Origin of the sequence: Arthrobacter sp. FW306-04-A (genome assembly GCF_044358315.1) — a bacterium.
Lineage (GTDB): Bacteria > Actinomycetota > Actinomycetes > Actinomycetales > Micrococcaceae > Arthrobacter.
On record NZ_CP084559.1, the window covers coordinates 1,472,311 to 1,497,201 of the forward strand.

Annotated in this window: 23 protein-coding genes and 1 pseudogene; 16 read left to right on the top strand and 8 right to left on the bottom strand. The window is 64.1% G+C overall.

The features are described from left to right. Positions 1-25: 25 nt before the first annotated feature. The 4 genes and pseudogenes from LFT43_RS06725 to LFT43_RS06740 form a co-directional block, all read right to left on the bottom strand. A pseudogene (locus LFT43_RS06725) lies at positions 26-322 on the bottom strand (DUF4158 domain-containing protein); the annotation flags it as partial. A 123-nt stretch (positions 323-445) separates the two neighbouring features. Next, positions 446-1,063, bottom strand: a complete 618-nt coding sequence (locus tag LFT43_RS06730) for a TetR family transcriptional regulator (RefSeq protein ID WP_395801746.1) — start codon at positions 1,061-1,063, stop codon at positions 446-448. After that, positions 1,060-1,803, bottom strand: a complete 744-nt coding sequence (locus tag LFT43_RS06735) for an ABC transporter permease (RefSeq protein ID WP_395802942.1) — start codon at positions 1,801-1,803, stop codon at positions 1,060-1,062. Before LFT43_RS06735 ends, LFT43_RS06730 begins: the two co-directional genes overlap by 4 nt. A gap of 8 nt (positions 1,804-1,811) precedes the next feature. Beyond that, positions 1,812-2,603, bottom strand: a complete 792-nt coding sequence (locus LFT43_RS06740; protein WP_395802944.1) for an ABC transporter ATP-binding protein — start codon at positions 2,601-2,603, stop codon at positions 1,812-1,814. A 459-nt stretch (positions 2,604-3,062) separates the two neighbouring features. Between LFT43_RS06740 and LFT43_RS06745 the strand changes: the two genes are divergently transcribed. Genes LFT43_RS06745 through LFT43_RS06755 form a run of 3 tightly spaced genes read left to right on the top strand, consistent with a single transcriptional unit; the run spans position 3,063 to position 7,111 of the window. Further along, positions 3,063-4,874, top strand: a complete 1,812-nt coding sequence (locus LFT43_RS06745) for a proline--tRNA ligase (RefSeq protein ID WP_395801747.1) — start codon at positions 3,063-3,065, stop codon at positions 4,872-4,874. Beyond that, the gene (locus tag LFT43_RS06750; RefSeq protein WP_395801748.1) at positions 4,871-5,668 is read left to right on the top strand and encodes a sulfite exporter TauE/SafE family protein; all 798 of its coding nucleotides are present in this window, start codon (positions 4,871-4,873) and stop codon (positions 5,666-5,668) included. Before LFT43_RS06745 ends, LFT43_RS06750 begins: the two co-directional genes overlap by 4 nt. Before the next feature lie 57 nt (positions 5,669-5,725). Further along, entirely contained in the window at positions 5,726-7,111 is a 1,386-nt protein-coding gene (locus tag LFT43_RS06755; RefSeq protein ID WP_395801749.1) for a pyridoxal phosphate-dependent decarboxylase family protein, read from the top strand. A gap of 23 nt (positions 7,112-7,134) precedes the next feature. Here the strand turns inward: LFT43_RS06755 and LFT43_RS06760 are convergent, their stop codons facing one another. From LFT43_RS06760 to LFT43_RS06770, 3 genes are read right to left on the bottom strand one after another with little or no spacing between them, the layout of a single operon-like run. Further along, the gene (locus LFT43_RS06760; RefSeq protein ID WP_395801750.1) at positions 7,135-8,157 is read right to left on the bottom strand and encodes an aminoglycoside phosphotransferase family protein; all 1,023 of its coding nucleotides are present in this window, start codon (positions 8,155-8,157) and stop codon (positions 7,135-7,137) included. A gap of 35 nt (positions 8,158-8,192) precedes the next feature. After that, positions 8,193-8,921 carry a VIT family protein gene (locus LFT43_RS06765; RefSeq protein WP_395801751.1) on the bottom strand — a complete coding sequence of 243 codons (729 nt, stop codon included), beginning with the start codon at positions 8,919-8,921 and terminating at the stop codon, positions 8,193-8,195. A gap of 51 nt (positions 8,922-8,972) precedes the next feature. Further along, positions 8,973-10,115 (bottom strand): ferritin-like domain-containing protein, encoded by a 1,143-nt coding sequence (locus LFT43_RS06770; RefSeq protein WP_395801752.1) that lies wholly within the window; start codon positions 10,113-10,115, stop codon positions 8,973-8,975. Between the two features lie 176 nt (positions 10,116-10,291). Here LFT43_RS06770 and rimP point away from each other — a divergent pair, with 176 nt between their 5' ends. From rimP to LFT43_RS06800, 6 genes are all read left to right on the top strand, one after another. Then, complete coding sequence (gene rimP / locus LFT43_RS06775; RefSeq protein ID WP_395801753.1) at positions 10,292-10,915, top strand: ribosome maturation factor RimP; 624 nt, start codon at positions 10,292-10,294, stop codon at positions 10,913-10,915. Further along, on the top strand, positions 10,915-11,895 hold the full coding sequence (gene nusA, locus LFT43_RS06780) for a transcription termination factor NusA (RefSeq protein WP_395801754.1): 981 nt from the start codon (positions 10,915-10,917) through the stop codon (positions 11,893-11,895). Before rimP ends, nusA begins: the two co-directional genes overlap by 1 nt. Before the next feature lie 255 nt (positions 11,896-12,150). Further along, the gene (locus tag LFT43_RS06785; protein WP_395802947.1) at positions 12,151-12,459 is read left to right on the top strand and encodes a YlxR family protein; all 309 of its coding nucleotides are present in this window, start codon (positions 12,151-12,153) and stop codon (positions 12,457-12,459) included. A 152-nt stretch (positions 12,460-12,611) separates the two neighbouring features. Continuing rightward, a complete protein-coding gene (gene infB, locus LFT43_RS06790; protein ID WP_395801755.1) occupies positions 12,612-15,467 on the top strand; it encodes a translation initiation factor IF-2 in 2,856 nt (951 codons plus the stop codon). 278 nt (positions 15,468-15,745) lie between these two features. Further along, on the top strand, positions 15,746-16,255 hold the full coding sequence (rbfA, locus tag LFT43_RS06795) for a 30S ribosome-binding factor RbfA (protein WP_395801756.1): 510 nt from the start codon (positions 15,746-15,748) through the stop codon (positions 16,253-16,255). Between the two features lie 117 nt (positions 16,256-16,372). Next, positions 16,373-16,858, top strand: a complete 486-nt coding sequence (locus LFT43_RS06800; RefSeq protein ID WP_395801757.1) for a nucleoside deaminase — start codon at positions 16,373-16,375, stop codon at positions 16,856-16,858. 33 nt (positions 16,859-16,891) lie between these two features. Here the strand turns inward: LFT43_RS06800 and LFT43_RS06805 are convergent, their stop codons facing one another. After that, positions 16,892-18,046, bottom strand: coding sequence for a pyridoxal phosphate-dependent aminotransferase (locus tag LFT43_RS06805; protein WP_395801758.1), 1,155 nt, complete (start codon positions 18,044-18,046; stop codon positions 16,892-16,894). Between the two features lie 84 nt (positions 18,047-18,130). Here LFT43_RS06805 and truB point away from each other — a divergent pair, with 84 nt between their 5' ends. The 7 genes from truB (at position 18,131) to LFT43_RS06840 (ending at position 24,829) form a co-directional block, all read left to right on the top strand. After that, the gene (gene truB / locus LFT43_RS06810; RefSeq protein WP_395801759.1) at positions 18,131-19,051 is read left to right on the top strand and encodes a tRNA pseudouridine(55) synthase TruB; all 921 of its coding nucleotides are present in this window, start codon (positions 18,131-18,133) and stop codon (positions 19,049-19,051) included. A 2-nt stretch (positions 19,052-19,053) separates the two neighbouring features. Continuing rightward, on the top strand, positions 19,054-19,407 hold the full coding sequence (locus LFT43_RS06815; RefSeq protein ID WP_395801760.1) for a hypothetical protein: 354 nt from the start codon (positions 19,054-19,056) through the stop codon (positions 19,405-19,407). Positions 19,408-19,409: 2 nt separating this feature from the next. Then, complete coding sequence (locus LFT43_RS06820; RefSeq protein WP_395801761.1) at positions 19,410-19,859, top strand: hypothetical protein; 450 nt, start codon at positions 19,410-19,412, stop codon at positions 19,857-19,859. A gap of 118 nt (positions 19,860-19,977) precedes the next feature. Continuing rightward, entirely contained in the window at positions 19,978-20,961 is a 984-nt protein-coding gene (locus LFT43_RS06825; RefSeq protein ID WP_395801762.1) for a bifunctional riboflavin kinase/FAD synthetase, read from the top strand. A gap of 36 nt (positions 20,962-20,997) precedes the next feature. After that, positions 20,998-21,852, top strand: a complete 855-nt coding sequence (gene kynA, locus LFT43_RS06830; protein ID WP_395801763.1) for a tryptophan 2,3-dioxygenase — start codon at positions 20,998-21,000, stop codon at positions 21,850-21,852. 188 nt (positions 21,853-22,040) lie between these two features. After that, complete coding sequence (gene rpsO / locus LFT43_RS06835) at positions 22,041-22,310, top strand: 30S ribosomal protein S15 (RefSeq protein WP_028266602.1); 270 nt, start codon at positions 22,041-22,043, stop codon at positions 22,308-22,310. A gap of 254 nt (positions 22,311-22,564) precedes the next feature. Beyond that, the gene (locus tag LFT43_RS06840) at positions 22,565-24,829 is read left to right on the top strand and encodes a polyribonucleotide nucleotidyltransferase (protein ID WP_395801764.1); all 2,265 of its coding nucleotides are present in this window, start codon (positions 22,565-22,567) and stop codon (positions 24,827-24,829) included. Positions 24,830-24,891 lie beyond the last annotated feature (62 nt).

Consider the following 24,891-nt stretch of genomic DNA (forward strand, 5'->3'; position numbering starts at 1 on the left):
ACAGCAAAGCCTCCACAAGCGCAGACTCACGAACCTCCGGCGGACACACCCTCCCCGCCAACCACCCAGCCAGCCTGGCCTCATCAGCGGAGGTGAACTCACGGAATCCAAAATGGGACCTGATCTCGGCCCGGTGGTATTTGATTGAACGCCCACCCCAATAGGGACCCAGCGCATCGATAGGCACAGAAATCTGTGCTGCTACATAGTTCAAAGCTCCCAGTGGAAGATCAGAAGGCCCGACCGGAAACCTGGCATGTTGCTGAAAAAACTTCAGCAACACAGCAAACCCTGCCCGAGTCGCTCCTGACTTCCGGGCCATCAATGCCACATCGTCATCAACCAGCGTCCACGAATCAAGAAGCTCGCTAGTCAGCTCAAGGCCCAAACCCAGAACTTAACCACACCTAGATTGCCCCTGAAGACACCTTCAGGAGTACCGGGCCTACTTGGGGAGAACGAGTTCGCCCGTGAGGTAGTGCTGGACATTCGGCGCCACGAGCCGCACCACCTCGTCCTGGGAGGCCGAAGCCAGTGGTTCGAGCCGGACCACGTAGCGCATCAGCATGAGCCCCACCATCTGCGCGGCAACGAGGTTGCCGCGCATCTTTGCTTCCTCGGGAGGTCCCGGTAGCCCTGCCGTGATCCTCGAGAGGATGGTCCTCGCCACCATCTCCCGCAGCAAGGCGGTCTTGGCCTTGGAGCCGATGGTTCCCCTGACGAACGCCACCAGTCCGTGCTGTGCCGGGCTTTCCCACAACCGCAACACGGCGCGGACGATCGCCTCCGAACGCTGCGCCGGATCCAGTGATTCGACGCCGGCAAGCACCTCCGCAGGATCCGCCGGGAGCTCGACGCTTTGTGCGAAGAGCTCGTCCTTGCCTTTGAAGAAGTGGTGGACCATGGCCGGGTCCACCTCGGCTTCGCGAGCCACCTGTCGCAGGCTTGTGCCGTCGAAACCATGCTCGGCGAAGAGCCGGCGCGCCGTCGCCAAGATCAGTTCGCGCGAGTCGCTGCCGCCGCCGCGGCGTCCCCGCCGCAGGGGAGGCAAGGCGCCGCTCATGAGGTCCGCCGTCGGAGGGTAAACGAGGCCAGGACCAAGACTCCCACCACGATCGCCGCCATCACGCCGGCATCCTGCCACATGGCCTGCGTAGCTTCGGCGTTGCCCGCGATTTGCTGGAGGGCGTCAACTGAAAACGTCAGTGGAAGGGCATTGGAGATGCTCTCCAGGACGCCGTTCATGTGTTCCCGGGCGACGAAGAGCCCGCATAGGAGGATCTGCGGCACAACCACTACCGGCATGAATTGCACCGCTTGGAATTCCGTCCGCGCGAAGGCAGAGCACAGCAAGCCCAGGGCGACTCCCAGCACAGCGTTGATGACGGCGATCAACACCACATAACCGGGACTCCCCTTGATATCCAGGTTGAAGATCCAATAGGCCACGGCCGTGGCTACCAGGGACTGGAGTGCGGCCATGATCGAGAACGCCAACGCGTAGCCGAACAGGAGATCGGCCTTGTGGATGGGCGTCGTCAGGAGTCGCTCCAGCGTCCCCGAGGTCCTTTCCCGCAGCATCGTGATCGAGGTGACCAGGAACATCACCACGAACGGGAAGATGGCCAGCATCATGAGTCCGACGCGGTCAAACGTCCGGGGGAATCCAGGGGGCAGGGTTTCGTTCTCGAAAAGGAAATAGACGGCCGTGAGCAGCAGCGCGGGAACAACCATGATCAACGCGACGCTGCGGTGGTCGTGCCGCAGTTGTTCCAAAACCCTTCGGGAGGTCGCAAGCATCATTCGCGGGTTCATGATGCCACCTGGCTTTCATTGGCGCCCCGGTTGCGCGGAGCGGTATCCGTTTCCTGGATGATGTGCAGGAAAGCCTTTTCCAGGTCGTTGCTGTGTCCACGTTCGCTGAGTTCCGCCGGACGGAGTTGCGCCAGCAAGATGCCATCGCGGAGCAAGAGCAGGGAAGAACAGTGCGAGGCCTCTTCCATAACGTGGCTGGACACCAGGAGCGTGGTTCCCGATTCGGCCATGGCGGCGAACCGTCCCCACAGTTCGGCCCGGAGTACGGGATCCAGGCCCACTGTTGGTTCGTCGAGGACCAGCAGCTGCGGGTGCGAGACAAGGGCGCATGCCAGCGAGACCCGGCTGAATTCACCGCCGGACAAGTCTGCTGTCTTTTGCCGCGCCAGTGCTTCGAGCCCGACGGCGGCAATCGCCTCCGCGGTGTCTGCGGCCGTGGCGCCGTGCATGGCTCCGAAATACCTGACGTTCGCCTCGACACTGAGGTCCGTGTAGACGCTCGGCGCCTGGGTGACGTATCCGACGTCGTGCCTCAACGATGGTGTGCCGGCCGGGCGGCCCAATACGTCGATCGTGCCGGCAGTGAGCCGTTGGACTCCGACGATTCCGCGCATGAGGGTTGTTTTGCCGCTCCCGGAGGGGCCGAGCAGGCCCGTGATGCGGCCGGGCTCGATGGCGAAGTCCAAGCCGCGCAAGATCTTTTTGCGGCCACGGGTGACGTGCAGGCCCTCCGCTTTGACCGCCGGGGGCGTGTCTGGGGTGTTGCTTCCTGATGCGCTGTAGGACATCGTCGCCTCCGGAGATAATTTATTCATCAGGTGATGAATAAAAGGTAGACCCAGTACCAGTCCCGGTCAACAAATATTGATTAGTCCAAGCCCTTGAAAAAAGTGTTCGCGATCACATATGTTCAGACCAGCCGTGTCGTTGGGGCGCGGATGGTTTCGGAGAGGAAACACAAACAAATGGCTGTAAGCGTTGATCTTTCGAAGGCATTCGACAAGTCCGACTAAGCCTCCAAGACAGCGCCTGCGGCCGACCAGCCGCTGAGCCACGCCATGGCAGGATGACCAGCCGCCCAGCGGCCAGGGGCTTCCACCGACCATGGCGTGGCTCATCTGCGTTGGGCAGGATTCTGCTTTCGGGAACGAGCCCGGGGAGGGGCCCGGCAGGTTCCCTGCCTTGAAGCCGGTAGATTAGGAGCAGTAGGTTTTGCCAGCTCTTGCCATAGAAACGGATTCTGACCCGTGGTCCTTCGCCTCTCCCAGTTGTTCCTGCGCACCCTGCGTGAAGATCCCGTCGACGCCGAAGTCGCCAGCCATAGGCTTCTTGTCCGCGCCGGCTACATCCGCCGCGCCGCGCCGGGCATCTACACGTGGCTGCCTTTGGGATTGAGCGTCCTGCGCAAGGTCGAGGCAATCATTCGCGAGGAGATGGCTGCCATCGGCGCTCAGGAAGTCCACTTCCCGGCGCTGCTGCCACGTGAACCCTACGAAGCCACCAATCGCTGGACCGAATACGGCGAGGGGTTGTTCCGCCTTCAGGACCGCAAGGGTGCCGACTACCTGCTCGCCCCCACTCATGAAGAAATGTTCACCCTCCTGGTCAAGGACTTGTACTCCTCGTACAAGGACCTGCCGTTGAGCCTGTACCAGATCCAGAACAAGTACCGCGACGAAGCACGCCCCCGGGCAGGCCTCCTCCGCGGTCGTGAATTCATCATGAAGGACTCCTACTCCTTCGACGTCGACGACGCCGGCTTGGATGCCAGTTACGCCGCGCATCGTGGCGCGTACCTGAAAATCTTCGAGCGCCTTGGGCTCGAGGTCATCCCTGTTGCCGCGACGGCGGGCGCCATGGGCGGATCCAAGAGCGAGGAATTCCTGCACCCTACCGAGATCGGCGAGGACACTTTCGTGCGCTCGCCGGGCGGCTACGCGGCCAATGTCGAAGCTGTGACCACGGTGGTCCCGGCAGAGATCGACTTCAGCAACGCTCCTACTGCACGCGTCCTGGACACTCCGGACACACCCACCATCGAAACCCTCGTGGCAGCTGCCAACCAGCTCGCTCCCCGCAGCGATTCCGACGGCGGCGCTTGGACTGCCGCTGACACCCTCAAGAATGTGGTCCTCGCCGTAACGCTGCCCACCGGCGAGCGCCAGATCGTGGTCATCGGCGTGCCCGGGGATCGCGCCGTGGACCTCAAGCGCGTCGAAGCCAATATCGGCTCGTTCCTGCCTATTGGCGGCGAGATCGGACTGGAAGCGGCCAATGAGGATGACCTCAAGAAGATCCCGGAACTCGTCAAGGGCTACATCGGCCCCGGACTGGTCCTCGGAGAAGCCGTACTGGGACTCGAAGGCACGTCCAAGCTGCTCTTCCTGGTGGATCCTCGGATCGTCTCCGGCACCAGCTGGGTCACCGGAGCGAACCAGGACGGCAAGCACGTCTTCGGCCTAGTAGCTGGCCGTGACTTCTCCTGGGACGGGGTCATCGAGTGCACCGAAGTCCGCGCCGGAGACGAAGCCCCGGACGGCTCCGGCCCCCTGGAGACCGCACGCGGCATCGAAATGGGACACATTTTCCAGCTAGGCCGCAAGTATGCCGAGGCCCTTGACCTGAAAGTCCTGGACCAGAACGGCAAGCAGGTAGTGGTCACCATGGGCTCCTACGGTGTCGGCGTGACCCGTGCCGTGGCTGCGCTGGCCGAGGCCAACAACGACGACCGTGGCTTGATCTGGCCGCGCTCGGTAGCCCCGGCGGACGTCCACGTGGTCGCCGTCGGCCGCGGTGAGGAAATCTTCGCAGCAGCCGAGAAGCTCTCGGCCGAACTCGAGGCTGCAGGCCTCGACGTGATTTACGACGACCGCCCCAAGGTTTCCCCGGGCGTGAAGTTCGGTGACGCCGAACTCGTGGGCGTGCCCACCATCGTGGCGGTCGGACGTGGCTTGGTAGACGGTGTTGTTGAGATCAAGGACCGTCGCACCGGTGAGGCCGAAAACGTGGCGGTCGAGAAGGCCGCCGACTACGTGGTCAACGCCGTACGCCAGAAGTGATCTCCGGCTTCGAGTCGGTTCAGCTCACCACGCTCATCCTGATCGTGGTGGCTGGATTCGCAGCCGGTTGGATAGACGCAGTGGTGGGTGGCGGGGGACTGATCCAGCTCCCCGCCTTGCTCCTGGTTCCGGGGATCTCCCCGGTCCAGGCGTTGGCCACCAACAAGATGGGCTCCATCTTCGGCACAACAACCAGTGCCGTCACCTATTACCGTCGGGTTGGCCCTGACCTCAAGACGGCCATACCCATGGCGGTGATTGCCCTCGCCGGCAGCTTCGGCGGAGCCGTCTTGGCCGCCAACCTTCCCGCCAGTGTGTTCAAACCCATCATCGTGGTGGCGCTGATCGCCGTCGCGCTCTTCACAGCGCTGCGCCCCAACGCGGGAGAGCTGACCGCGCTGCGTCACGACGGCCACAGGCACTATGTCGTTGCCTGCGCCATCGGTGCCGTGATCGGGTTCTATGACGGCCTGATCGGCCCCGGAACAGGCTCGTTCCTGGTGATTGCCCTCGTGTCCGCCATGGGCTATGCCTTCCTCGAGGCCAGCGCCAAAGCGAAGATCGTCAACATGGCCACCAACGCCGGGGCCCTCTTGTTCTTCCTGCCGCACGGATCATTGCTGTGGGGCGTCGGTGCCGTGCTTGGGCTGTCCAACATGGCCGGCGGGTACCTGGGCGCCCGGACCGCCGTGAAACAGGGCAGTGGCTTTGTGCGCGTGGTGTTCCTGATCGTGGTTGGCGCGTTGATCATCAAGCTCGGCATGGACGTCTGGCACGACTACTTCGTCAAGTAACCGGGCTGGTTCCCGCCGGCGATAGCCGGGGTGAAGCCGCGGGCGTAGCATGCACTCATGTGGGTCGATTCCAGCGGCTATGAGCAGGCTCTCGAACGTGCATGGGAGCATACCCGGGAGTGGTTGAGGGCCTTGCCTGGGCGGCCTGTGCGGCCAAACAACACAGCCGATGACGTCACCGCGCTCTTCGGCGGACCGCTTCCATCCAGCGGACAGGACCCAGCCGCGGTCATCGATTTCCTCGCCGAACACGCCGAACCAGGGCTCATGGCAATGCAATCGGGGCGCTTCTTCGGTTGGGTCATCGGCGGTACGGTTCCGGCGGCCATGGCCGCGGACTGGATGGTATCCGCCTGGGACCAGAACACTGGGCTGCGTTTCGCCACACCCGCCACCGCCGGGATCGAGGAGGCAGCCGGGCAATGGCTGCTTGAGCTGCTCGGCCTTCCGGAAGGTTCCGACGTCGGATTCGCCACCGGGGCAAGCATGGCCAATTTCACGGCACTCGCCGCGGCCCGCTGGCGCCAGCTGGGCATAGCCGGCTGGGACGTCAATGTCAGGGGACTCCATGGCGCGCCGAAACTGCGGGTCCTCGTTGGAACCGAGCGGCACGAGAGCCTGGACATGGCGTTGCGCTTCCTGGGGTTGGGGAATCCTGAAGTTGTCCGCGCCGACGACCAAGGACGGATCGATCCTGCCGCGCTCAGGGCCGCGCTGCAGGCGGGCTCCGGCCCCACGATTGTGTGCCTCCAAGCCGGGAACCTCCACTCGGGAGCCTTCGATCCTTTCCGCGAGGCGATCTCGGTTTCCAAGGAGTACGGTGCGTGGGTCCACGTTGACGGCGCCTTCGGTCTGTGGGCAGCAGCCGTACCGGGACTACGGCACCTGGTCGAGGGGGTCGAGTTGGCTGACTCCTGGGGGACCGATGCCCACAAGACCCTCAACGTGCCTTACGACGCCGGAATTGTGGTGGTGCGCGACGTTGCCGCCCTTCGATCGGCCATCGGGATGCACGCCGAATACCTCATGCAGGACGATCACGGCCCCGGCGACCCCATGGAAAAAGTTCCCGAGCTGTCCCGCCGGGCCAGGGGAGTGCCGGTATGGGCGGCCCTGCGGTCCTTGGGTGGCGACGGCGTGCGGCAGCTTGTCGCAGGACGTGCGGAATGTGCTGCGGAGTTGGCCCGGCGGCTTGCGGAAGTGCCGGGCGTGGAGGTGCTCAACGACGTCGTGTTCACGCAATTGTCCTTGGCCTTCGGTTCAGACGAGAGGACCCGGGCCGTCACCGACTTCATTATGGCCGACGGCAGAGTCTGGATGTCCGGTTCGCGATGGAAAGGCCGGGACATCCTGCGCGTTTCGGTCACCAACTGGTCCACGGATTCAGCCGATCTGGATATTGCCGTGCAAGCCATCAAGGATGCGTTGGAGGCAACAGCCTGAGCAGTGCGTCTGGACCACTGAAGCTAATCGGATCCAGCCAGTCCCGGTTCGGGCAGGTCGTGAGCGGCGGGCAGTCCGTCCAGGGGCCGCCCCGCGAGGGTGCTGGCCACCCACAAGGAGCGGGCCAGATCGCCTTCATGTTGAGGCTTGCCTGCATACCAGAGGGCGTTCTCGACTTCTCGGACCACGCTCCATTCCCGGGCGGCCTCGCCGTCCAAGCCAGCCGCGCTGCTGAAATCTGCGCAACGTTCCAGGAGCGCAAGTTCCGGAGCGGTTCTGGAGAGATCGCGGATACGGTTCCACAGGATCGGGGCGACGGCGAATTCTGCCTCCCCGACCATCGGCTGCGGATCGATGGCCACGTATTTGCGTTTCCTGACGGAGTGGTGGCCGTCGAGATGCGGGAGGATGTTCATGAAATGCAGATCGCAATGCACCAGGACGTCCCTGCCTGCGCGGCGTCCAACAGCGCCCCGTGTCTGGCACACTTCCAGCGCGGCTTCCAGGAGCCAGCGGGGGAAGGGCTGGCCGAGTCGCTCCCAGTCCGCGGGCAACTCATCGCTCCAGCGCTCGGCGCGTGCCGCGATGTGCTCAAACGCTTTCCACTCGGGCCGCTCGTCCGGTTCGATGCTGAGTTCCCTCACGAGCGTTCCCCAGACATCGCGGGCTTCGTCCATCGGGGCGCTGTATAGCCAGCGGCCAGCGTCGAGCCGCTCCAGTACCATCGCACAGGACTCAGCATCGGCGTCGTGCAGCCTTACCGCTCCGGTACCGCCCCAGAGGGTCAGCGCATGCCGTTCAACAAGTGCCTCCTCGTGCGGGAACGCTATTTTGAGCACCGAACGGGCGCCGTTGTAGATGACCGGAATGACGATGCCGCCGTGGCCGTTCCATGGTTCCACCCCGGGTTCCAGGTCAACGGACAACTGCCAACGCTCCAAGCTGCTGTTGATCAATCCAGGCAGCCCGGAGAGCCATGCCCGCCCCTCCGCTGTTCGGGAGTAGCGAGCCTGGAGATCGCCAGGGATGGAAACGAAGGTAGTCATCACCGCCAGCCTACCCAAGCCGGTCCGGGGGAGGTTTAGACCACTCCGGTAGAGCCCAGGAGGCTTCCGATGAGGAACGTCGCGGCGAGGGCGAGGGCCCCGCCGATGACGACGCGCACGGCGGCCCGAGTCTTCGAGCTGCCACCGATCCAGGCTCCAAGGGCTCCGGTAATTGCCAGCGCGAGCAAGACGGAAATGAAGGTCAGTGGCACACGCAGCCCGGGGGGCGGGAGCAAGATCGCGAGCAGGGGCAGCACCGCGCCCAAGGTGAAGGCAATCGCCGAGGCGAAGGCCGCATGCCATGGGCTGACGATGTCGTCTTCGTCGATGTTCAGTTCGGCGGAAAGGTGAGCGGCCAGGGCGTCGTGCTCCGTCAACTCGACGGCCACTTTCCGCGCTGTTTCAGGCCGCAGGCCCTTGGCTTCGTAGATCGCAGTGAGTTCGGCAAGCTCCTCGTCAGGCTGCTCGGCCAGCTCCCGGCGCTCCTTCTCAATGAGTGCCTTTTGACTGTCGCTTTGGCTGCTGACGGACACATACTCGCCCAGTGCCATGGACACTGCGCCACCTACGAGTCCGGCTGCGCCGGCCGCGAGGATGGCACCGGTGCTCGTCGTTGCTCCAGCGACGCCCACCACGATCGCGGCAACGGAAACGATTCCGTCGTTCGCGCCAAGGACGCCTGCCCGGAGCCAGTTGAGCCGGTGGGCGAGGTCATTGTCGTGTGGTTCGTTTTCGTGCAGGGCTGCAGTTTCTGTAGAAGCCATGGAACAAGCCAAGCACTTGGTGGCCGCAGCCGCCAGCAAAGAAAGGCTTTCCTATGGAGCCGGAGTGCTCGATGGAAGCGGTGGCAGGGCGGCGCCATCAATCGAAAGTCCGGGGAAAGGTCCAACAGGAGTTCCCCAAGCTTGGCTGCGCTTGGCGGCATCGACCAGTCCGTCAATGGCCCATTGCCGTGTCTCACCCCCTGACAACGCCACGAGGTCGGCATAAGCGGTCAGTGAGCTGGCCTCCATGCCGCCCAGGGCGGCCCCGGGTTTGGCGGCGAAGCTGGCAGGCAGACGGTAGCCGGCTTCCCGCGGCGGGATGGCAACGCAGTGCAGCCTGCTTTGGGCTTCCGCTCCCCGGAGCAGCTCTTGATGGCGGGCCAGCCACGTGGCAGCGGTCGCAGATGCCTTCGCGTCCAGCTTGGTCAGGGCCACTTGGTAGGCGTAGATCGCCTCTTGTTCGGAGCTGACGACGGCGGCAACGGCAGCGGGGAGATCGGCCCGGGATGAAGCTGTCCCGGGAGCCGGGGCCGCTGTAGCTGACATTCCGGGCAAAGCGGGGCAGCTCGGGGCCGGTGTCGGGGCGGGAGTCGCCCCGGCGGTGGCTGTCGGTACCGGCAGACCCCAGATTGTGGCCAGTCTGAATGACTCAAGCAGTTGGGAGGTCCCGACGGCGGCAAGCAGCCGTGCCGTGCCGCCGTCGGCCTGTGCGGCGTCCGCCAAGCGACCGGAGGCGCTCGAGGAGAGCGCGGAGAGGAAGGCGGCTCGAGTCGGGCGGTCTTGGGTGGCGACGGGACTTGAGGATGCGAATCTTGGGGACCCCGGTTTAGGGGACGCGCCACAAGAAGTGCGGGAAGCCGACGACGCTGGCTGCCCGCAAGGCGGCAGCAAGGCCCGCGCCTGACTTGTCAGCAACGTCACAGAATCAGCCAGTCCACTGCCACCGGACGCCTCGCCCGCCGCGGCGTCACCCGGCGTCGTGCCCTCCAGCAGGGATGCGCTTCCCAGGAGCGCCTCGGTCGCGGAAAGGGCTCCGGAACGGGCGGTTTCGGAAAACGGGACGGCTTGCGGTTTTCCGGCGTCCCGGGGAACAAGCACGGCTCCGACTCCCACTACGAGGACTGCCAGCAAAGCCAGAAGAAGGGCTCTCGTCCAGCCGTGGCTTCGTGGTTTTTCAGCAGTCTCGTGGTTCACAACAGACCATGGTGTCACGCTCGCGGGCAATCTGATGCCAGTACGCCTGGGCGGGCGCCGGGTGACCACTCATTTTCGGGGGCTATCAGCGCGATCGCACCATCCCGTGCACCACGGCGCCGCAAATATCGTTAAGCTAGTAGTCACAACATCATCTATCGGGAGGCGGCTGGCCAGTGAGTCATTCGGAAGCCACGACTTCAACAGACCAGGCTGGAACGGATCCGACGAATCCACCACAACACGAGGTCCGCAACCCGGAGGAGAGCAGGCTGAGGGCCCTTCTGGAGCCTGCCGTCCAGGCAAGCCGGCTCTACCTTGAGGATGTTGCCATCCAGGTTGCCGGTTCGCACCGGGTAGTCCACGTGATCATCGACCTGCCCCAGGAAGAGACCGGCGGTGTCAGCCTGGACGTCATCGCGGACGTCTCCAGGGCCCTTTCGGACATTCTGGACAACGATCCCAATACTGACGCCCGCCCCTACGACCTCGAGGTCTCCTCGCCCGGCGTCGGACGGCCGCTCACGGAACCACGCCACTGGCACCGCGCCCGCGGACGCATGGCCAAGGTCAACGTGATCCAGGGCGACAACCTGACGGGCCGGATCCAGTCCGTCGACGACGACGGCGTCACTCTGGTTCCAGAGCAAGAGGTCAAGAAGGGCATGAAGCCCAAACAGGGCGACCCCGTGAAAATTCCTTTCGACAGGATCCGCCAAGGAAAAGTCGAGATAGAGTTCAGCCACCTCCACGAGGCCGGGCTGGAAGACGAGCACAACGGACCTTCCGAGGAGGCCTAATGGATATTGACATGAGTGCGCTGAGACTCCTGGAGCGTGAGCGTGAAATCCCGCTGGACCTCCTGATCCCCACCATCGAGCAGGCGCTCTTGGTGGCATATCACAAGACGCCGGGCGCTTTCGAGAAGGCCCGCGCAGAGCTTGACCGCAAGAGCGGACACGTGACCATTTGGGCTACGGAAATCGACGACGACGGCGAAGCCATCGGCGAGTTCGAGGACACCCCCGCCGGGTTCGGCCGCATCGCGGCGAGCACGGCCCGGCAAATCATCCTGCAGCGGTTGCGCGATGTTGAGGACGACAACGTCCTGGGCGAATTCAAGGGCCGTGAAGGTGAACTCGTCGCTGGCCTGATCCAGCAGGGCAACAACCCGCACATGATCCAGGTGAACCTCGGTTCCGTGGAAGCCTTGCTGCCGCCGCCCGAGCAGGTGCCGGGGGAGAAGTACACCCACGGCAACCGACTGCGCGCCTTCGTGGTGGATGTCCACCGCGGCGCCAAGGGACCTTCCATTACGCTGTCGCGTTCACACCCGGGCCTCGTCCGGAAGCTTTTCGAACTGGAAGTACCGGAAATTGCGGACCGTTCGGTCGAGATTGTCGCGCTGGCTCGCGAGGCCGGGCACCGGACCAAGATGGCGGTCAAGGCGAACACCGCCGGGATCAACGCCAAAGGCGCTTGCATCGGTGAAATGGGCTCGCGCGTGCGCGCCGTCATGACCGAACTCAACGACGAAAAGATCGACATTGTCGACTTCAGCGAGGATCCGGCGACGTTCATCGCCAACTCCCTCTCGCCGTCGCGCGTGAATTCGGTCACTATCACCGACGAAGCCACTCGGTCCGCACGCGTGGTTGTTCCTGACTATCAACTGTCCCTTGCCATCGGCAAAGAAGGCCAGAACGCCCGCCTTGCCGCCAAGCTCACCGGCTGGCGCATCGACATCGTCTCCGACGCCGCACCGGCCAAGGGCAACTAAACCCGCCCAGAGGCGCCCGCCCCCGGATCCTTGCGCCATTGGATTCGGTGGCCGGGCCCCGGGGGGCTTAGACTGGATGGAACCGGGCCTATGTCCGGTGTCCGTGCGCTTTGGCGTGCTCGTGACTTGTAGAGGCAACAATCTCGACAAGGCGGGGGCGAGCGCCAAGGAAAGCAGAACCGCAAAGGCAGGAAAAGACACTGAGGCAGGTTGATACACCCAGTGGCTGAACTGCTTCACACCAGGCGCCAGCCTGTGCGTACCTGCATCGGATGCCGGAAACAAGGCAGCCGGAGTGAGTTGATCCGGCTCGTCGCCGTAGGCGGCGGGTCACCCGTTGTCCTGGTGGATGAACGACGCCGGATGGCTGGCCGGGGTGCGTGGCTGCACCCCAGCAACACATGCCTGACGCTGGCAACCAAACGGCGTGCTTTCGCAAGGGCCCTCGCGGGCGCAAGTGAAGTCACCGCCGTCGAACAATACCTGGCGGCAGTCATACCCCCTGCGGACACCCCCGTGAAAGCAGGAAAACCGTCCAAACCTGAAAGCGGGTCAGAAAACTGATGGAAACCCGATGAGTTCCCAGCGATGAGTGCGCAACGATGACAACTTTGTTGCGCTCAGCACAGGGCCTTTCCGCCGCGTTCGCGGCTGGGGCCCGCATTAAGAAGTAGACGGTTCGTGCCTGGCTCGGTGCGGACCGAGACAGGAGAAATGTGGCCAAGGTCCGCGTACATGAGCTCGCTAAAGAGCTCGGTATTACTTCCAAAGATGCAGTGACAAAACTGCAGGAATTGGGCGAATTCGTTCGCTCCGCCTCTTCAACCATTGAGGCCCCCGTCGTGAAGAAGCTTCGCGACGCCTACCCGGGTGCCGGCGCTGCAAAGGCCGCTGCCTCGGCAACGGCTTCCGTTGCAGCCCCCAAGGCACCCGCTGCACCTGCTGCACCCGCAGCATCCCGCCCGGCTCCGGGCCCTGCAGCGCCCAAGGCTCCGGCTCCCGCTCCGAAGGCTGAGACCACCGCCCCGGCAGCGCCTGCGGCTCCCGCAGCTACCGCAAGCCCTGTTTTCGCCAAGCCGGGCGCCCGTCCGGCGCCCAAGGCCGAAGCTCCGGCACCGGCACGTTCCGGTGGCCAGGCTCCGCGCCCTGGCGGTCCCCGTCCGGGCAACAACCCGTTCGCGACTTCGCAGGGCATGCCCCGCGGCCGTGGCGACGGCGAGCGTCCGCCCCGTCCGGGCAACAACCCCTTTGCGGCTTCGCAGGGTATGCCCCGTTCCGGTGGCGGTCGCACTGAAGGCGAACGTCCCGGTGGTCCGCGTCCCGCGGCCGGCGCAGGCGGCCCCCGTCCCGCAGCCGGTTCCGGTGGACCGCGTCCGGGAGCACCGCGTCCCGGTGCTCCCCGTCCGGGTGCACCGCGTCCCGCAGGTGGGCCTGCAGGAAACCGTCCTACTCCGGGCATGATGCCCAACCGTACCGAGCGGCCCGCTCCCGGTGGCGCAGGCCGTCCGGGTGGCGCTGGCCGTCCCGGAGGCGGCCCCGGCCGTCCGGGTGGTGCTCCTGGCGCTGGCGCAGGCACTGGTGGCGGAGCTCCCGCCGGCGGCGGCTTCGGCAAGGGCGGCCGCGGACGCGGCGGCACCCAGGGTGCCTTCGGCAAGGGTGGCGCAGGACGCGGCAAGCAGCGCAAGTCGAAGCGTGCAAAGCGTCAGGAACTGGAGCAGATGAGCGCTCCGTCGCTGGGTGGCGTATCCGTACCCCGCGGCGACGGCAACACCGTGGTCCGGCTCCGTCGTGGCTCGTCCATCACGGACTTTGCCGACAAGATCGAGGCGAACCCCGCCGCACTGGTGACCGTACTGTTCCACCTTGGTGAAATGGCAACGGCTACGCAGTCGCTGGACGAAGACACCTTCGGCCTGCTCGGCGCTGAACTCGGCTACAAGGTCCAGGTTGTCTCTCCGGAAGACGAAGAGCGCGAGCTCCTCGACTCCTTCGACATCGACCTCGATGCCGAACTGGAAGCCGAAGGCGACGACGTCCTCGAACCGCGTCCCCCGGTCGTCACTGTCATGGGTCACGTTGACCACGGTAAGACCCGACTGCTCGACGCCATCCGGAAGACCAACGTGGTTGCAGGCGAACACGGCGGCATCACGCAGCACATCGGTGCCTACCAGATCAGCCACATCCACGAAGGTACTCCGCGCGACATCACCTTCATTGACACCCCCGGTCACGAGGCGTTCACCGCTATGCGTGCCCGTGGTGCCAAGGTCACCGACATCGCCATCCTGGTTGTCGCAGCCGACGACGGCGTCATGCCGCAGACGGTGGAAGCGCTCAACCACGCACAGGCGGCCAACGTGCCGATCGTCGTCGCAGTCAACAAGATCGACAAGGAAGGCGCGAACCCGGACAAGGTCAAGGGCCAGCTCACCGAGTACGGTCTGGTTCCCGAAGAATACGGTGGCGACACCATGTTCGTTGAGGTTTCTGCCCGCCAGAACATCAACATCGACGAACTGATCGACGCTGTCCTGCTGACCGCAGACGCTGCGCTGGACCTGCGTGCCAACCCGGACAAGGACGCTCGAGGCATTGCCATCGAAGCGAACCTGGACAAGGGCCGCGGTTCCGTGGCCACCGTCCTGGTCCAGTCCGGTACCCTGGCCGTCGGTGACACGATCGTGGCCGGTACGGCCCACGGCCGCGTCCGTGCCATGTTCGATGAAGACGGCAACGCCCTCGACATCGCGCTTCCGTCCCGTCCGGTCCAGGTCCTGGGTCTGTCCAACGTACCGCGTGCAGGTGACACCTTCCTGGTGACCTCCGACGAGCGTACGGCCCGCCAGATCGCTGAAAAGCGTGAAGCAGCCGACCGCAACGCGGCACTGGCCAAGCGCCGCAAGCGCATTAGCCTCGAGGACTTCGACAAGGCTGTGGCCGAAGGCAAGATCGACACCCTCAACCTCATCCTCAAGGGTGACGTTTCCGGTGCCGTCGAAGCCCTCGAAGACGCCCTGCTCAAGATCGACGTCGGCGACGAAGACGTTCAGCTGCGGGTCATCCACCGCGGTGTGGGTGCCATCACGCAGAACGACGTCAACCTCGCCACCGTGGACAACGCCATCATCATCGGCTTCAACGTCAAGCCCGCCGAGCGTGTGGCGGACCTTGCCGATCGTGAAGGCGTGGACATGCGCTTCTACTCCGTCATCTATTCGGCAATCGATGACATCGAGCTGGCCCTCAAGGGCATGCTCAAGCCGGAGTACGAGGAAGTCCAGCTCGGTACCGCCGAGGTCCGCGAAGTCTTCCGTTCTTCCAAGTTCGGAAACATCGCCGGTTCCATCGTCCGCTCGGGCATCATCCGCCGTAACACGAAGGCACGCGTCAGCCGCGATGGCAAGGTCATCGGCGACAACCTCACCGTTGAGACGCTCAAGCGCTTCAAGGACGACGCCACTGAGGTCCGCACGGACTTCGAGTGTGGTATCGGTCTTGGCTCGTACAACGACATCAACGAAGGTGACATCATCGAGACCTTCGAGATGCGCGAGAAGCCGCGCGTCTAAGGTGTCCGTTTTGGGTGGGGTCGTCGGGTTTCCCGGCGGCCCCGGCCCGTTCCGCCGATATGGGGGCCCCGCCCCTACGCTGGGCGGCAAAGGATCTGCGATCCTTGCCGCCCAGCTTCGGCAGGCCCGATGCCACTCCCGGGCCCCCACATCGGCTCCACGGGCCTCCGTGGGGACCTCACGGTCCGTCGGTGACTTGCCTTGGGCGCGTCGCACTATACAGAACTTAAGTACGCAAGTTGCTAACGCGCCGTCGTACGCGAAATTTAGGAGTAGAAATGGCTGATCCGGCACGCGCTGCCAAGTTGGCGCAGCGGATTAAGGTTGTTGTTGCTGAGGCACTGGGCCGGCGGATCAAGGATCCTCGGGTCGAGGGCATCACCATTACGGATGCCCGCGTCACCAACGATCTTCAGCACGCCACCGTGTATTACACCGTCTTCGGTGACGAGGCCGCTCATTCTGATGCTGTTAGGGCGTTGGAGAAGGCCAAGGGTGTTCTGCGTCAGGAAGTGGGCCGCAATATTACCGTGCGGCTGACTCCTACCCTGGAGTTCGTTGCTGACCTTATCCCGGTCAACGCGTCGAACCTTGAGGAGCTGCTGCGTACCGCCAAGGAGCGTGACGCCGAGGTGGCCGCGCTGGCCGCGGGCGCCAAGCACGCAGGCGATGCAGATCCGTACAAGAGCGATGCCCCGCAGGATGCGGACATCGACGAAGACGATTTTGACGAAGAAGACATCGACCTCCGGGCTGATGAAGACATCGACGAAGACGGCGGCAAGTAGTCCACCGACTTCCTCAGCAGGGCCGGATCCGGTAGTCCTGGCGACTACCGATCCGGTCCTGTTTGTTTAACCGTGAAAAGTCGGGTCAAAGGGCCGGGCCATGGCTAAGATCGGAGCATGGCGGCGCACGATGCAGCTCAGAGTCCCGAGAACTACCTTGAATACGCCCTGCGGCTCGCAGTGCAAAACGTGGCCGACGGCGGCGGGCCTTTCGGCGCCGTCGTGGTCACCCCGGACGGACGGCTCCATGACGGTGTCAACCGGGTCACCCGCGACAACGACCCCACAGCGCACGCCGAAGTGGTCGCGATCCGGCGGGCGGCGTCGGAATTTGGAAGCTTCGATCTTAGCGGCTCCGTGCTCTATTCAAGCTGCGAACCGTGCCCATTGTGCCTCTCGGCGGCATTATGGGGCCGGGTAAGCCGGGTCTACTTTGCCGCGGACCGGCACGGGGCCGCCGCTGCTGGCTTCGACGACGCAGTGTTCTACGAGTACTTCAACGGCATCCGGCCGGAGCTGCTGCCCGTCCACCACGCAGAGGTTCCGGCGTCGGACGCTCCTTTCGACGCGTGGCGCGGGCACAAGAACCGGACCAAATACTGAGCCGAACGTCGCCAACGGCCAGGCCGCCGGGTCTCAAGATCGCGCCGGGAGCCGCCCGACGCCGTCCAGCAACTGCTGGTGATCGCCGCATAGCGCGATCCTGATCCAACCCTCGCCGATGGAACCGAACGCGGTACCCGGCGCCACGGCCACTCCGAACTCCGCGAGGAACGCGCGCACCCAGGCGCGCACGTTGCCGCCGCTCACATGCGAGACGTCGGCCCAAAGGTAGAAAGCTCCTTGGGCGCCCAGGAAGGGAATCCCCTTCTCCACCAGCACTGCTGACGCGGCATCCCGGTTGGAGCGGTAGTGCTCCCGCGCGGTGTCCACATAGTCCTGAGGGCCGGTCAGCGCCGCGACGGCGGCGTACTGGGAAGGCGAAGCCACGCAGGAAACGATTGCCTCCATGACGTTGTTCATCTTCCGCTCCAGGCCCGGCGGGCAAATGAGCGCGCCGATCCGCAGTCCCGTCAGTCCGTAGGTTTTGGACAAGGTCAGGGACGTGAAGACCCGGGCTTCGCCGGGAACGTTGCTGTCGAAGCGGGCCGGACTGGTGTGCGGAACTTCGAACGTGAAGGCTTCGTAGCATTCATCCGAAATGATCCACAGATCGTGTTTGACAGCTAGTTCCACCAACTGGCGGGTGACTTCCTCGCCGATCACCGCGCCCAAGGGATTGGATGGCGAATTCAGGACCAACACCTTGGTCCGGGGCGTGATCAGCGCCTCGATGTCCTCGATGCGCGGCTGGAACCCGTGCGCCGGGTAGAGCGGGTACTGCACCGGGACGGCGTTCAGCAAGTGGCCGGTCATGGCAAAGGTGGGATAGCCAGGATTCGGAATCAGGACCTCGTCGCCGGGGGAGAGGAGCAGGCTCATGGCGAAGTGAAGGCCCTGCTGGGCCCCGTCCACGACGTACACACGCTCCGTGCCGACGTCCACCTTGTTGTGGGCGCGGAATCGGTCGGCGAAGGCTTCCCGCAGGACAGGGATCCCGGCATTGGGAGTGTAGTTGGTCTCGTCCCTGTCCAGACAAGCGATCCCCGCGTCCAGGATGTGACGGGGCAGCGCAAAGCCGGGCTCGCCGATGCTGAGGACAATCGCCCCGGGAGTAGCCCAAGCGGCCTCGGTGATCTCGCGGATCTGGTTCACGGGGACTTCGCGGACGTGTGCGGCAAGCTCTGGCATGGGAGCCATCTTAGCCGCGGCGCCGTACCGTTCCGGGACGCTGCCCCGCAGGATGCATGCCCTGGCGCGGATATACTGGGAGGCGTGCTTTCTGGACTGGTAATCGTTGACAAGCCGCAAGGATGGACCAGCCACGATGTGGTTGGACGGATGCGGCGACTGGCCGGTACCCGGAAAGTAGGGCACGCAGGAACTTTGGACCCCATGGCCACCGGTGTCCTGGTGCTTGGGATCAACAAAGCAACACGGTTGTTGACGTACATCGTCGGCACCTCCAAGACGTACTCCGCCACCATCCGGCTCGGCGAATCCACGATCACCGACGACGCCGAAGGCGATATCACCGAAAGCCGCAGTGCCGCCGGCGTCACCGAGGAATCCATCCGTACCGGCGTCGCCCGGCTCACCGGGGATATCCAGCAGGTTCCCAGCAGCGTCAGCGCAATCAAGGTCAACGGCGAACGGTCCTACGCGCGCGTCCGTTCGGGTGAAGAGGTCAAGCTCGCTGCCCGCCCCGTGACCATCCACCGTTTCGAGATCCATGCCATCCGCAGGATCGACGACGGCAGGGTAGTGGACGTCGATGTCACCGTTGAGTGCTCCTCCGGTACGTACATCCGCGCCCTGGCACGCGACCTTGGCGAGACCCTCGGCGTCGGCGGACACCTCACAGTGCTGCGCCGCACCCAAGTGGGGCCCTACTCCCTGGAGCAGGCCCGCACCCTCGAACAGCTCGCCGAGGAACTGGAAGTCCTCGAAATGTCTGCCGCTGCCCGCGCGCTCATGCCGAACCGGGAGCTGAGCGACGCCGAAACCACCGAAATTTCCTTTGGCCGTAGGATCGCCGCTGGGCCAACTGCGGGCACGGCGGAGGCTGCCACCGCCGAGAACCCCGCAGCAGCGTTCTCCCCGTCTGGAGAACTGGTGGCGTTGCTGGCCGACGCGGGGAGTTTCGCCAAGCCTGTGCTGGTGTTCGCACCGGACAACGAAAAGCGGGCACACTAGCCATGGACGGATACTTTTACGCTGTCCTCGTCGTCGGGCTGCTGTCCACAATCATCTGCGTCGTGGCGGGCCTGATGAAAAAGGCCCCCAACGACGTCACGATTCTGTCCGTTGCCGCCGTCGAACTCGTCCTGCTGGTCTATCTTGTGGGATCGATCATCCGCGTGGCGATGGGTGAAAAGATTGCGGGGGAGCCTTGGGAGTTCTGGGGCTACATCATCACCGCGCTCATTCTTCCCGTCGTGGCTGTGTATTGGTCCATCCTGGAGCGGACCCGTTGGAGCAATTTCGTCATGGGCGCCGTAGGCGTCACCGCATTGGTCATGGCGGCCCGCATGAACCAGATCTGGTACTGACATTGGAAGAAGCACACGAAGTGACTGTTGAGACCACCCAGAAGAAGAACCGGGACACCCGCAACACCGGTCCCGGAAGGCTGCTGATTGCGGTCTATGCGGTTTTCGCGATCTCGGCAACGGCCCGTGCCGGATACCAGATCCTGACCAAGTTCTCAGATGCTCCCTTGGCCCACATCCTCTCGGCTTTCGCGGCTGTGGTGTACGTGGTGGCCACGGTCTCCCTCGCCAAGCCGGGCCGTACCTGGTTCAAGGTGTCCTTGGCGGCAGTCCTCGTGGAAATGCTCGGCGTGATCGTGGTCGGAGCCATCAGCCTTTTCGATCCGGTGGCTTTCCCGCACGACACCGTCTGGTCCTTGTTCGGCCGCGGATACGGCTTTGTGCCGCTGATCCTGCCGGTGCTGGGCTTGCTCTGGCTCTACCGCCGACGCCCGGCACGGCTTCCGGAGTAGGCAGGGCGGGCCTCGGTTCCCGGGCAGGAGAGCTCGGGACAGCAGGTAACCTTAGAGAATTCCGGCGCCGGACCAGGCGGCCGGGCATAGTGAATACCAGCAGTAAAAGGCGAGGTTGATGGTCCACATCTGGAACGATCCCACCGAGGTCCCCGAGGATTTCGGTCCCAGCGTCGTTACCATCGGGAACTTTGACGGCGTCCATCGTGGCCACCAGCAGGTGCTGACGCAGCTTCTGCGCACCGCGGAGCAGCACGGTGCGCGGTCCGTCGTCGTGACTTTCGATCCGCACCCGGCCCTGGTCCACCGGCCCGATTCGGCACCGGAGCTCATCATGGGGCTGCAGGACAAGCTCGATGCCCTGGCCGACGCGGGCGTAGACGCCGTCCTGGTCATGAAATACAACCTCGCGCTGGCAGGTATGACCCCCGAGGAATTCGTCGGCACCGTCCTGCTCGACGGGCTCCACGCGGCACACGTCGTGGTGGGCCACGATCTCCGGTTCGGTGCAGGCAATTCGGGCGACGTCGGCACCATGCAGGAATTGGGCAAGGACCTGGGATTCGGCGTCCACGTAGTCAACGAGTTTGGCGCGGGGGGCTTTCCAGTCCACGACGACGGCGGCACGGACCGCCGCTGTTCCTCCACCTGGGTGCGTGAAGCCCTTGCCGAGGGCGACGTCGAGACCGCGGCCGCGGTACTTGGCCGCCCGCACCGCATGCGGGGCGAAGTGGTCCACGGCGCCGCTCGCGGACGCGCCCTTGGCTTTCCCACGGCAAACCTTGACCATGGCGCCACCGGCTACGTGCCCGCGGATGGAATCTACGCAGGCTGGCTGATCGACGGGTCCGGAACCCGCTGGCCGGCCGCGATTTCCGTGGGGTCCAACCCCACCTTCGACGGCGTGAGCCGCCAGGTGGAAGCCCACGTCATCGACCGCCCGGAAGAGGCCGTGGAGGACTTCAACCTCTACGGACAGACCGTCGTGGTGGAATTTGCTGCGCGGCTGCGGGGGATGGTGGCCTACCGTGGACCAGAGGCCCTTGTTGAGCAGATGCGGCTCGACGTCGTCCAGGCCCACGATCTTTTGCTGAATAAATAGCCCCATGCGTTAGCAGGGATTCGGAGGGCATGCAGCGTGAGCGTTGAGAAGAACACCCGGCCACTCGACGAAGGCATCGTGAAGGATTTCAGCTCACGCATGAGCTACGGCTCCTACCTGCAGCTTCCCTTGCTGCTCAGCGCGCAGCAACCTGTCAGCCAGCCAGAGCACCATGACGAACTCCTGTTTATCATCCAGCACCAGACCACGGAGCTCTGGTTGAAGCTTGTCCTCCACGAGCTCCGCAGTGCCGCGACGTGGCTGCGCCAGGACGATCTTGGCTCCGCGCTCAAGGGCATCGCAAGGGTCAAGCACATCCAGAAGACCCTCACCGAGCAATGGTCGGTGCTGGCCACGCTGACTCCCACGGAATACTCGCAGTTCCGTGGCTTCCTGGGGAACGCCTCCGGCTTCCAGTCGAGCCAGTACCGTGCCGTCGAGTTCATCCTTGGCAACAAGAACGCCAAGATCCTGCCGGTGTTCGATTCGGATCCAGAATCGCGGGCCATGCTGGAGGAACTCCTGCACGCGCCCAGCATCTACGACGAATTCCTGGCCTACCTTCACCGCCATGGCTACGACGTTCCGGCGTCCGTTCTGGACCGGGACGTCTCCCAGGCCCACCAGTTCGCCCCTGAGCTCTTGCCGCTCTTCAAGCACATCTATGAACATGCCGCAGAAAACTGGGCGGCCTACGAGGCCTGCGAGGAACTGGTGGACCTTGAGGACAACTTCCAACTGTGGCGCTTCAGGCATTTGCGCACTGTCCAGCGGACCATCGGCATGAAGACCGGAACCGGAGGTTCAAGCGGAGTTTCATTCCTCCAGAAGGCACTTGACCTGACGTTCTTCCCCGAGCTGTTTGCCGTCCGAACTGAGATCGGGCAGTGACCGGAACTCGTCTTTGAGGAGGGTCACACGGCAGCTTTCGACAAGATTGCCAGGCTGCCGGTAAACTGAGGGATGGATCCGGCTGCAGTCCGTGGCGGCTGGACCTGTTTTGTGTGCGGTCATCGGCACATCACAACCCGGCAGCGAGGCGCTGAATCGGGACGCACGGCACAACTCTAGGAGTTCACGTGGCACTTGAAGCCGCTGTTAAGCAGTCCATCATCGAGGCATACGCAACGTCCAAGGGCGACACTGGTTCGCCGGAGGTCCAGATTGCAGTCCTGACTCAGCGGATCAAGGATCTGACTGAGCACATGAAGGAGCATAAGCACGACTTCCACACCCAGCGCGGTCTGCTGGCTATGGTTGGTCGTCGCAAGCGCATGCTGGGCTACCTCAAGAAGACTGACATTGCCCGCTACCGTGCGCTCATCGAGCGCCTCGGCCTGCGCCGCTAGTTTGACTTCGGGCGGCCCGATCCTCCGCGGACCGGGCCGCCTTTTCTCCATAACTAAATCCAACACTTAACAGGAGTTCAACCGCATCGCGCATTCGCGGTCCTCGGTAGTGATCCCCGGGAACAGTCTTCTGCGATGAAGGCGTAGCCCGTGGGTCTCGATCGATGACCGGGTGTCGTACAGGCCAGGAACAGACGCTGGCCTGGGTCGATGCGGACGAACTTCCGCTAAACAAGAAACGGAGGTGACTCTCAATGGAGGGTCCCGAAATCCAGTTCTCAGAAGCCAACATCGACAACGGCCGCTTCGGCAAGCGTGTTATCCGCTTCGAAACCGGCCGCCTTGCCAAGCAGGCAGCCGGCGCAGCGATGGTCTACATCGACGAAGACACCGCCCTGCTGTCCGCAACCACCGCGGGCAAGTCCCCGCGTGAAGGCTTCGACTTCTTCCCGCTGACCGTCGACGTCGAAGAGCGCATGTACGCCGCCGGCCGCATCCCGGGCTCGTTCTTCCGCCGTGAAGGCCGCCCGTCCACCGAAGCCATCCTGGCTTGCCGCCTCATGGACCGCCCCCTGCGCCCCGCTTTCGTCAAGGGCCTGCGCAACGAGGTCCAGATCGTCGTCACCGTCTTGGCGATCAACCCGGACGAGCTCTACGACGTCGTGGCCATCAACGCCTCGTCGATGTCCACCCAGCTCTCCGGCCTCCCGTTCTCCGGCCCGATCGGCGGCGTCCGCGTTGCCCTCGTCGCCGACGAACAGGGTTCGCAGTGGGTCGCGTTCCCGAAGCACTCCCAGCTCGAAAACGCCGTCTTCAACATGGTTGTCGCCGGACGTGTTGTGTCGGGTGCCGACGGGGACGACGTCGCCATCATGATGGTTGAAGCCGAAGCCACCGACAACTCCTGGAACCTCATCAAGGAACAGGGCGCTACCGCTCCGACCGAAGAGGTTGTTTCCGAGGGGCTCGAAGCTGCCAAGCCTTTCATCAAGGCCCTGTGCGAGGCCCAGGCCGACCTGGCCGCCCGCGCCGCCAAGCCCACGGTTGAGTTCCCGATCTTCCTGGACTACCAGGACGACGTCTACGCCGCTGTCGAAGCCGCAGCCGCCGAAAAGCTTGCTGCGGTCTTCCAGATTGCCGACAAGCAGGACCGCGACAATGCCTCCGACGAGCTCAAGGACGAAGTCCTGGGCGCCCTCGGCGGCCAGTTCGAAGGCCGCGAGAAGGAGCTCTCCGCAGCCTTCCGCTCACTGACCAAGCAGGTTGTGCGCCAGCGCATCCTCAAGGACCAGATCCGCATCGACGGCCGTGGCCTGACGGACATCCGCCAGCTGACTGCCGAGGTAGAGGTTCTGCCCCGCGTTCACGGTTCCGCCATCTTCGAGCGCGGCGAAACCCAGATCATGGGTGTCACGACGCTGAACATGCTCAAGATGGAACAGCAGATCGACTCGTTGTCTCCCGTCACGCGCAAGCGCTACATGCACAACTACAACTTCCCGCCGTACTCCACGGGCGAGACCGGCCGCGTCGGCTCCCCGAAGCGCCGCGAAATCGGTCACGGCGCCCTTGCAGAGCGCGCCATCATGCCGGTGCTGCCGTCCCGCGAGGAATTCCCGTACGCCATCCGCCAGGTGTCTGAAGCGCTCAGCTCCAACGGTTCGACGTCGATGGGTTCCGTCTGTGCCTCCACGCTGTCCCTGCTCAACGCAGGTGTGCCGCTGAAGGCCGCTGTTGCCGGTATCGCCATGGGCCTGGTTTCCGATCAGGTTGACGGCCAGACCCGCTACGCAGCCCTGACCGACATCCTCGGTGCCGAAGACGCTTTCGGCGACATGGACTTCAAGGTTGCCGGTACCTCCGAGTTCGTCACGGCCATCCAGCTGGACACCAAGCTCGACGGCATCCCGGCATCGGTCTTGGCCGCCGCCCTGAAGCAGGCACGCGAAGCCCGCCTGCACATCCTGGATGTCATCAACGCCGCCATCGACACCCCGGACGAGCTCTCCGAGTTCGCGCCGCGCGTGATCGCCGTCAACATCCCCGTTGACAAGATCGGCGAGGTCATCGGCCCCAAGGGCAAGATGATCAACCAGATCCAGGAAGACACCGGCGCCGACATCTCCATCGAGGACGACGGCACTGTCTACATCGGCGCCACCAACGGTCCTTCTGCCGAAGCAGCCCGCGCCGCGATCAACGCCATTGCCAACCCGCAGATCCCGGAAATCGGTGAGCGTTACCTGGGCACGGTCGTCAAGACCACTACCTTTGGCGCGTTCGTTTCCCTGACCCCGGGTAAGGACGGTCTGCTGCACATCTCCGAGCTGCGCAAGCTGGCCAGCGGCAAGCGCGTGGACAACGTCGACGACGTCGTCTCCGTGGGCCAGAAGATCCAGGTCGAGATCACCAAGATCGATGACCGCGGCAAGCTCTCCCTCTCCCCGGTTGTGGCCGAGGAAGAAGGCGCCGCTTCTGAGGAAGCTGCCGCCGAAGAGGCTGAAGTATCCGCAGAGTAGCCTGAACCGGCACTGCACGCGGCAGGACCGGTGGACATGTCCACCGGTCCTGCCCGGTTTAA

Excerpts from the sequence above, each read along its gene's own strand:
- nusA (WP_395801754.1), top strand. The coding sequence starts at position 10,915 with ATGGATATTGACATGAGTGCGCTGAGACTCCTGGAGCGTGAGCGTGAA.
- LFT43_RS06800 (WP_395801757.1), top strand. The coding sequence starts at position 16,373 with ATGGCGGCGCACGATGCAGCTCAGAGTCCCGAGAACTACCTTGAATAC.
- LFT43_RS06840 (WP_395801764.1), top strand. The coding sequence starts at position 22,565 with ATGGAGGGTCCCGAAATCCAGTTCTCAGAAGCCAACATCGACAACGGC.
- LFT43_RS06735 (WP_395802942.1), bottom strand. The coding sequence starts at position 1,803 with ATGATGCTTGCGACCTCCCGAAGGGTTTTGGAACAACTGCGGCACGAC.
- LFT43_RS06755 (WP_395801749.1), top strand. The coding sequence starts at position 5,726 with ATGTGGGTCGATTCCAGCGGCTATGAGCAGGCTCTCGAACGTGCATGG.
- LFT43_RS06815 (WP_395801760.1), top strand. The coding sequence starts at position 19,054 with ATGGACGGATACTTTTACGCTGTCCTCGTCGTCGGGCTGCTGTCCACA.
- LFT43_RS06805 (WP_395801758.1), bottom strand. The coding sequence starts at position 18,046 with ATGCCAGAGCTTGCCGCACACGTCCGCGAAGTCCCCGTGAACCAGATC.
- rbfA (WP_395801756.1), top strand. The coding sequence starts at position 15,746 with ATGGCTGATCCGGCACGCGCTGCCAAGTTGGCGCAGCGGATTAAGGTT.
- LFT43_RS06730 (WP_395801746.1), bottom strand. The coding sequence starts at position 1,063 with ATGAGCGGCGCCTTGCCTCCCCTGCGGCGGGGACGCCGCGGCGGCGGC.
- LFT43_RS06740 (WP_395802944.1), bottom strand. The coding sequence starts at position 2,603 with ATGTCCTACAGCGCATCAGGAAGCAACACCCCAGACACGCCCCCGGCG.
- LFT43_RS06825 (WP_395801762.1), top strand. The coding sequence starts at position 19,978 with ATGGTCCACATCTGGAACGATCCCACCGAGGTCCCCGAGGATTTCGGT.
- LFT43_RS06765 (WP_395801751.1), bottom strand. The coding sequence starts at position 8,921 with ATGGCTTCTACAGAAACTGCAGCCCTGCACGAAAACGAACCACACGAC.
- LFT43_RS06760 (WP_395801750.1), bottom strand. The coding sequence starts at position 8,157 with ATGACTACCTTCGTTTCCATCCCTGGCGATCTCCAGGCTCGCTACTCC.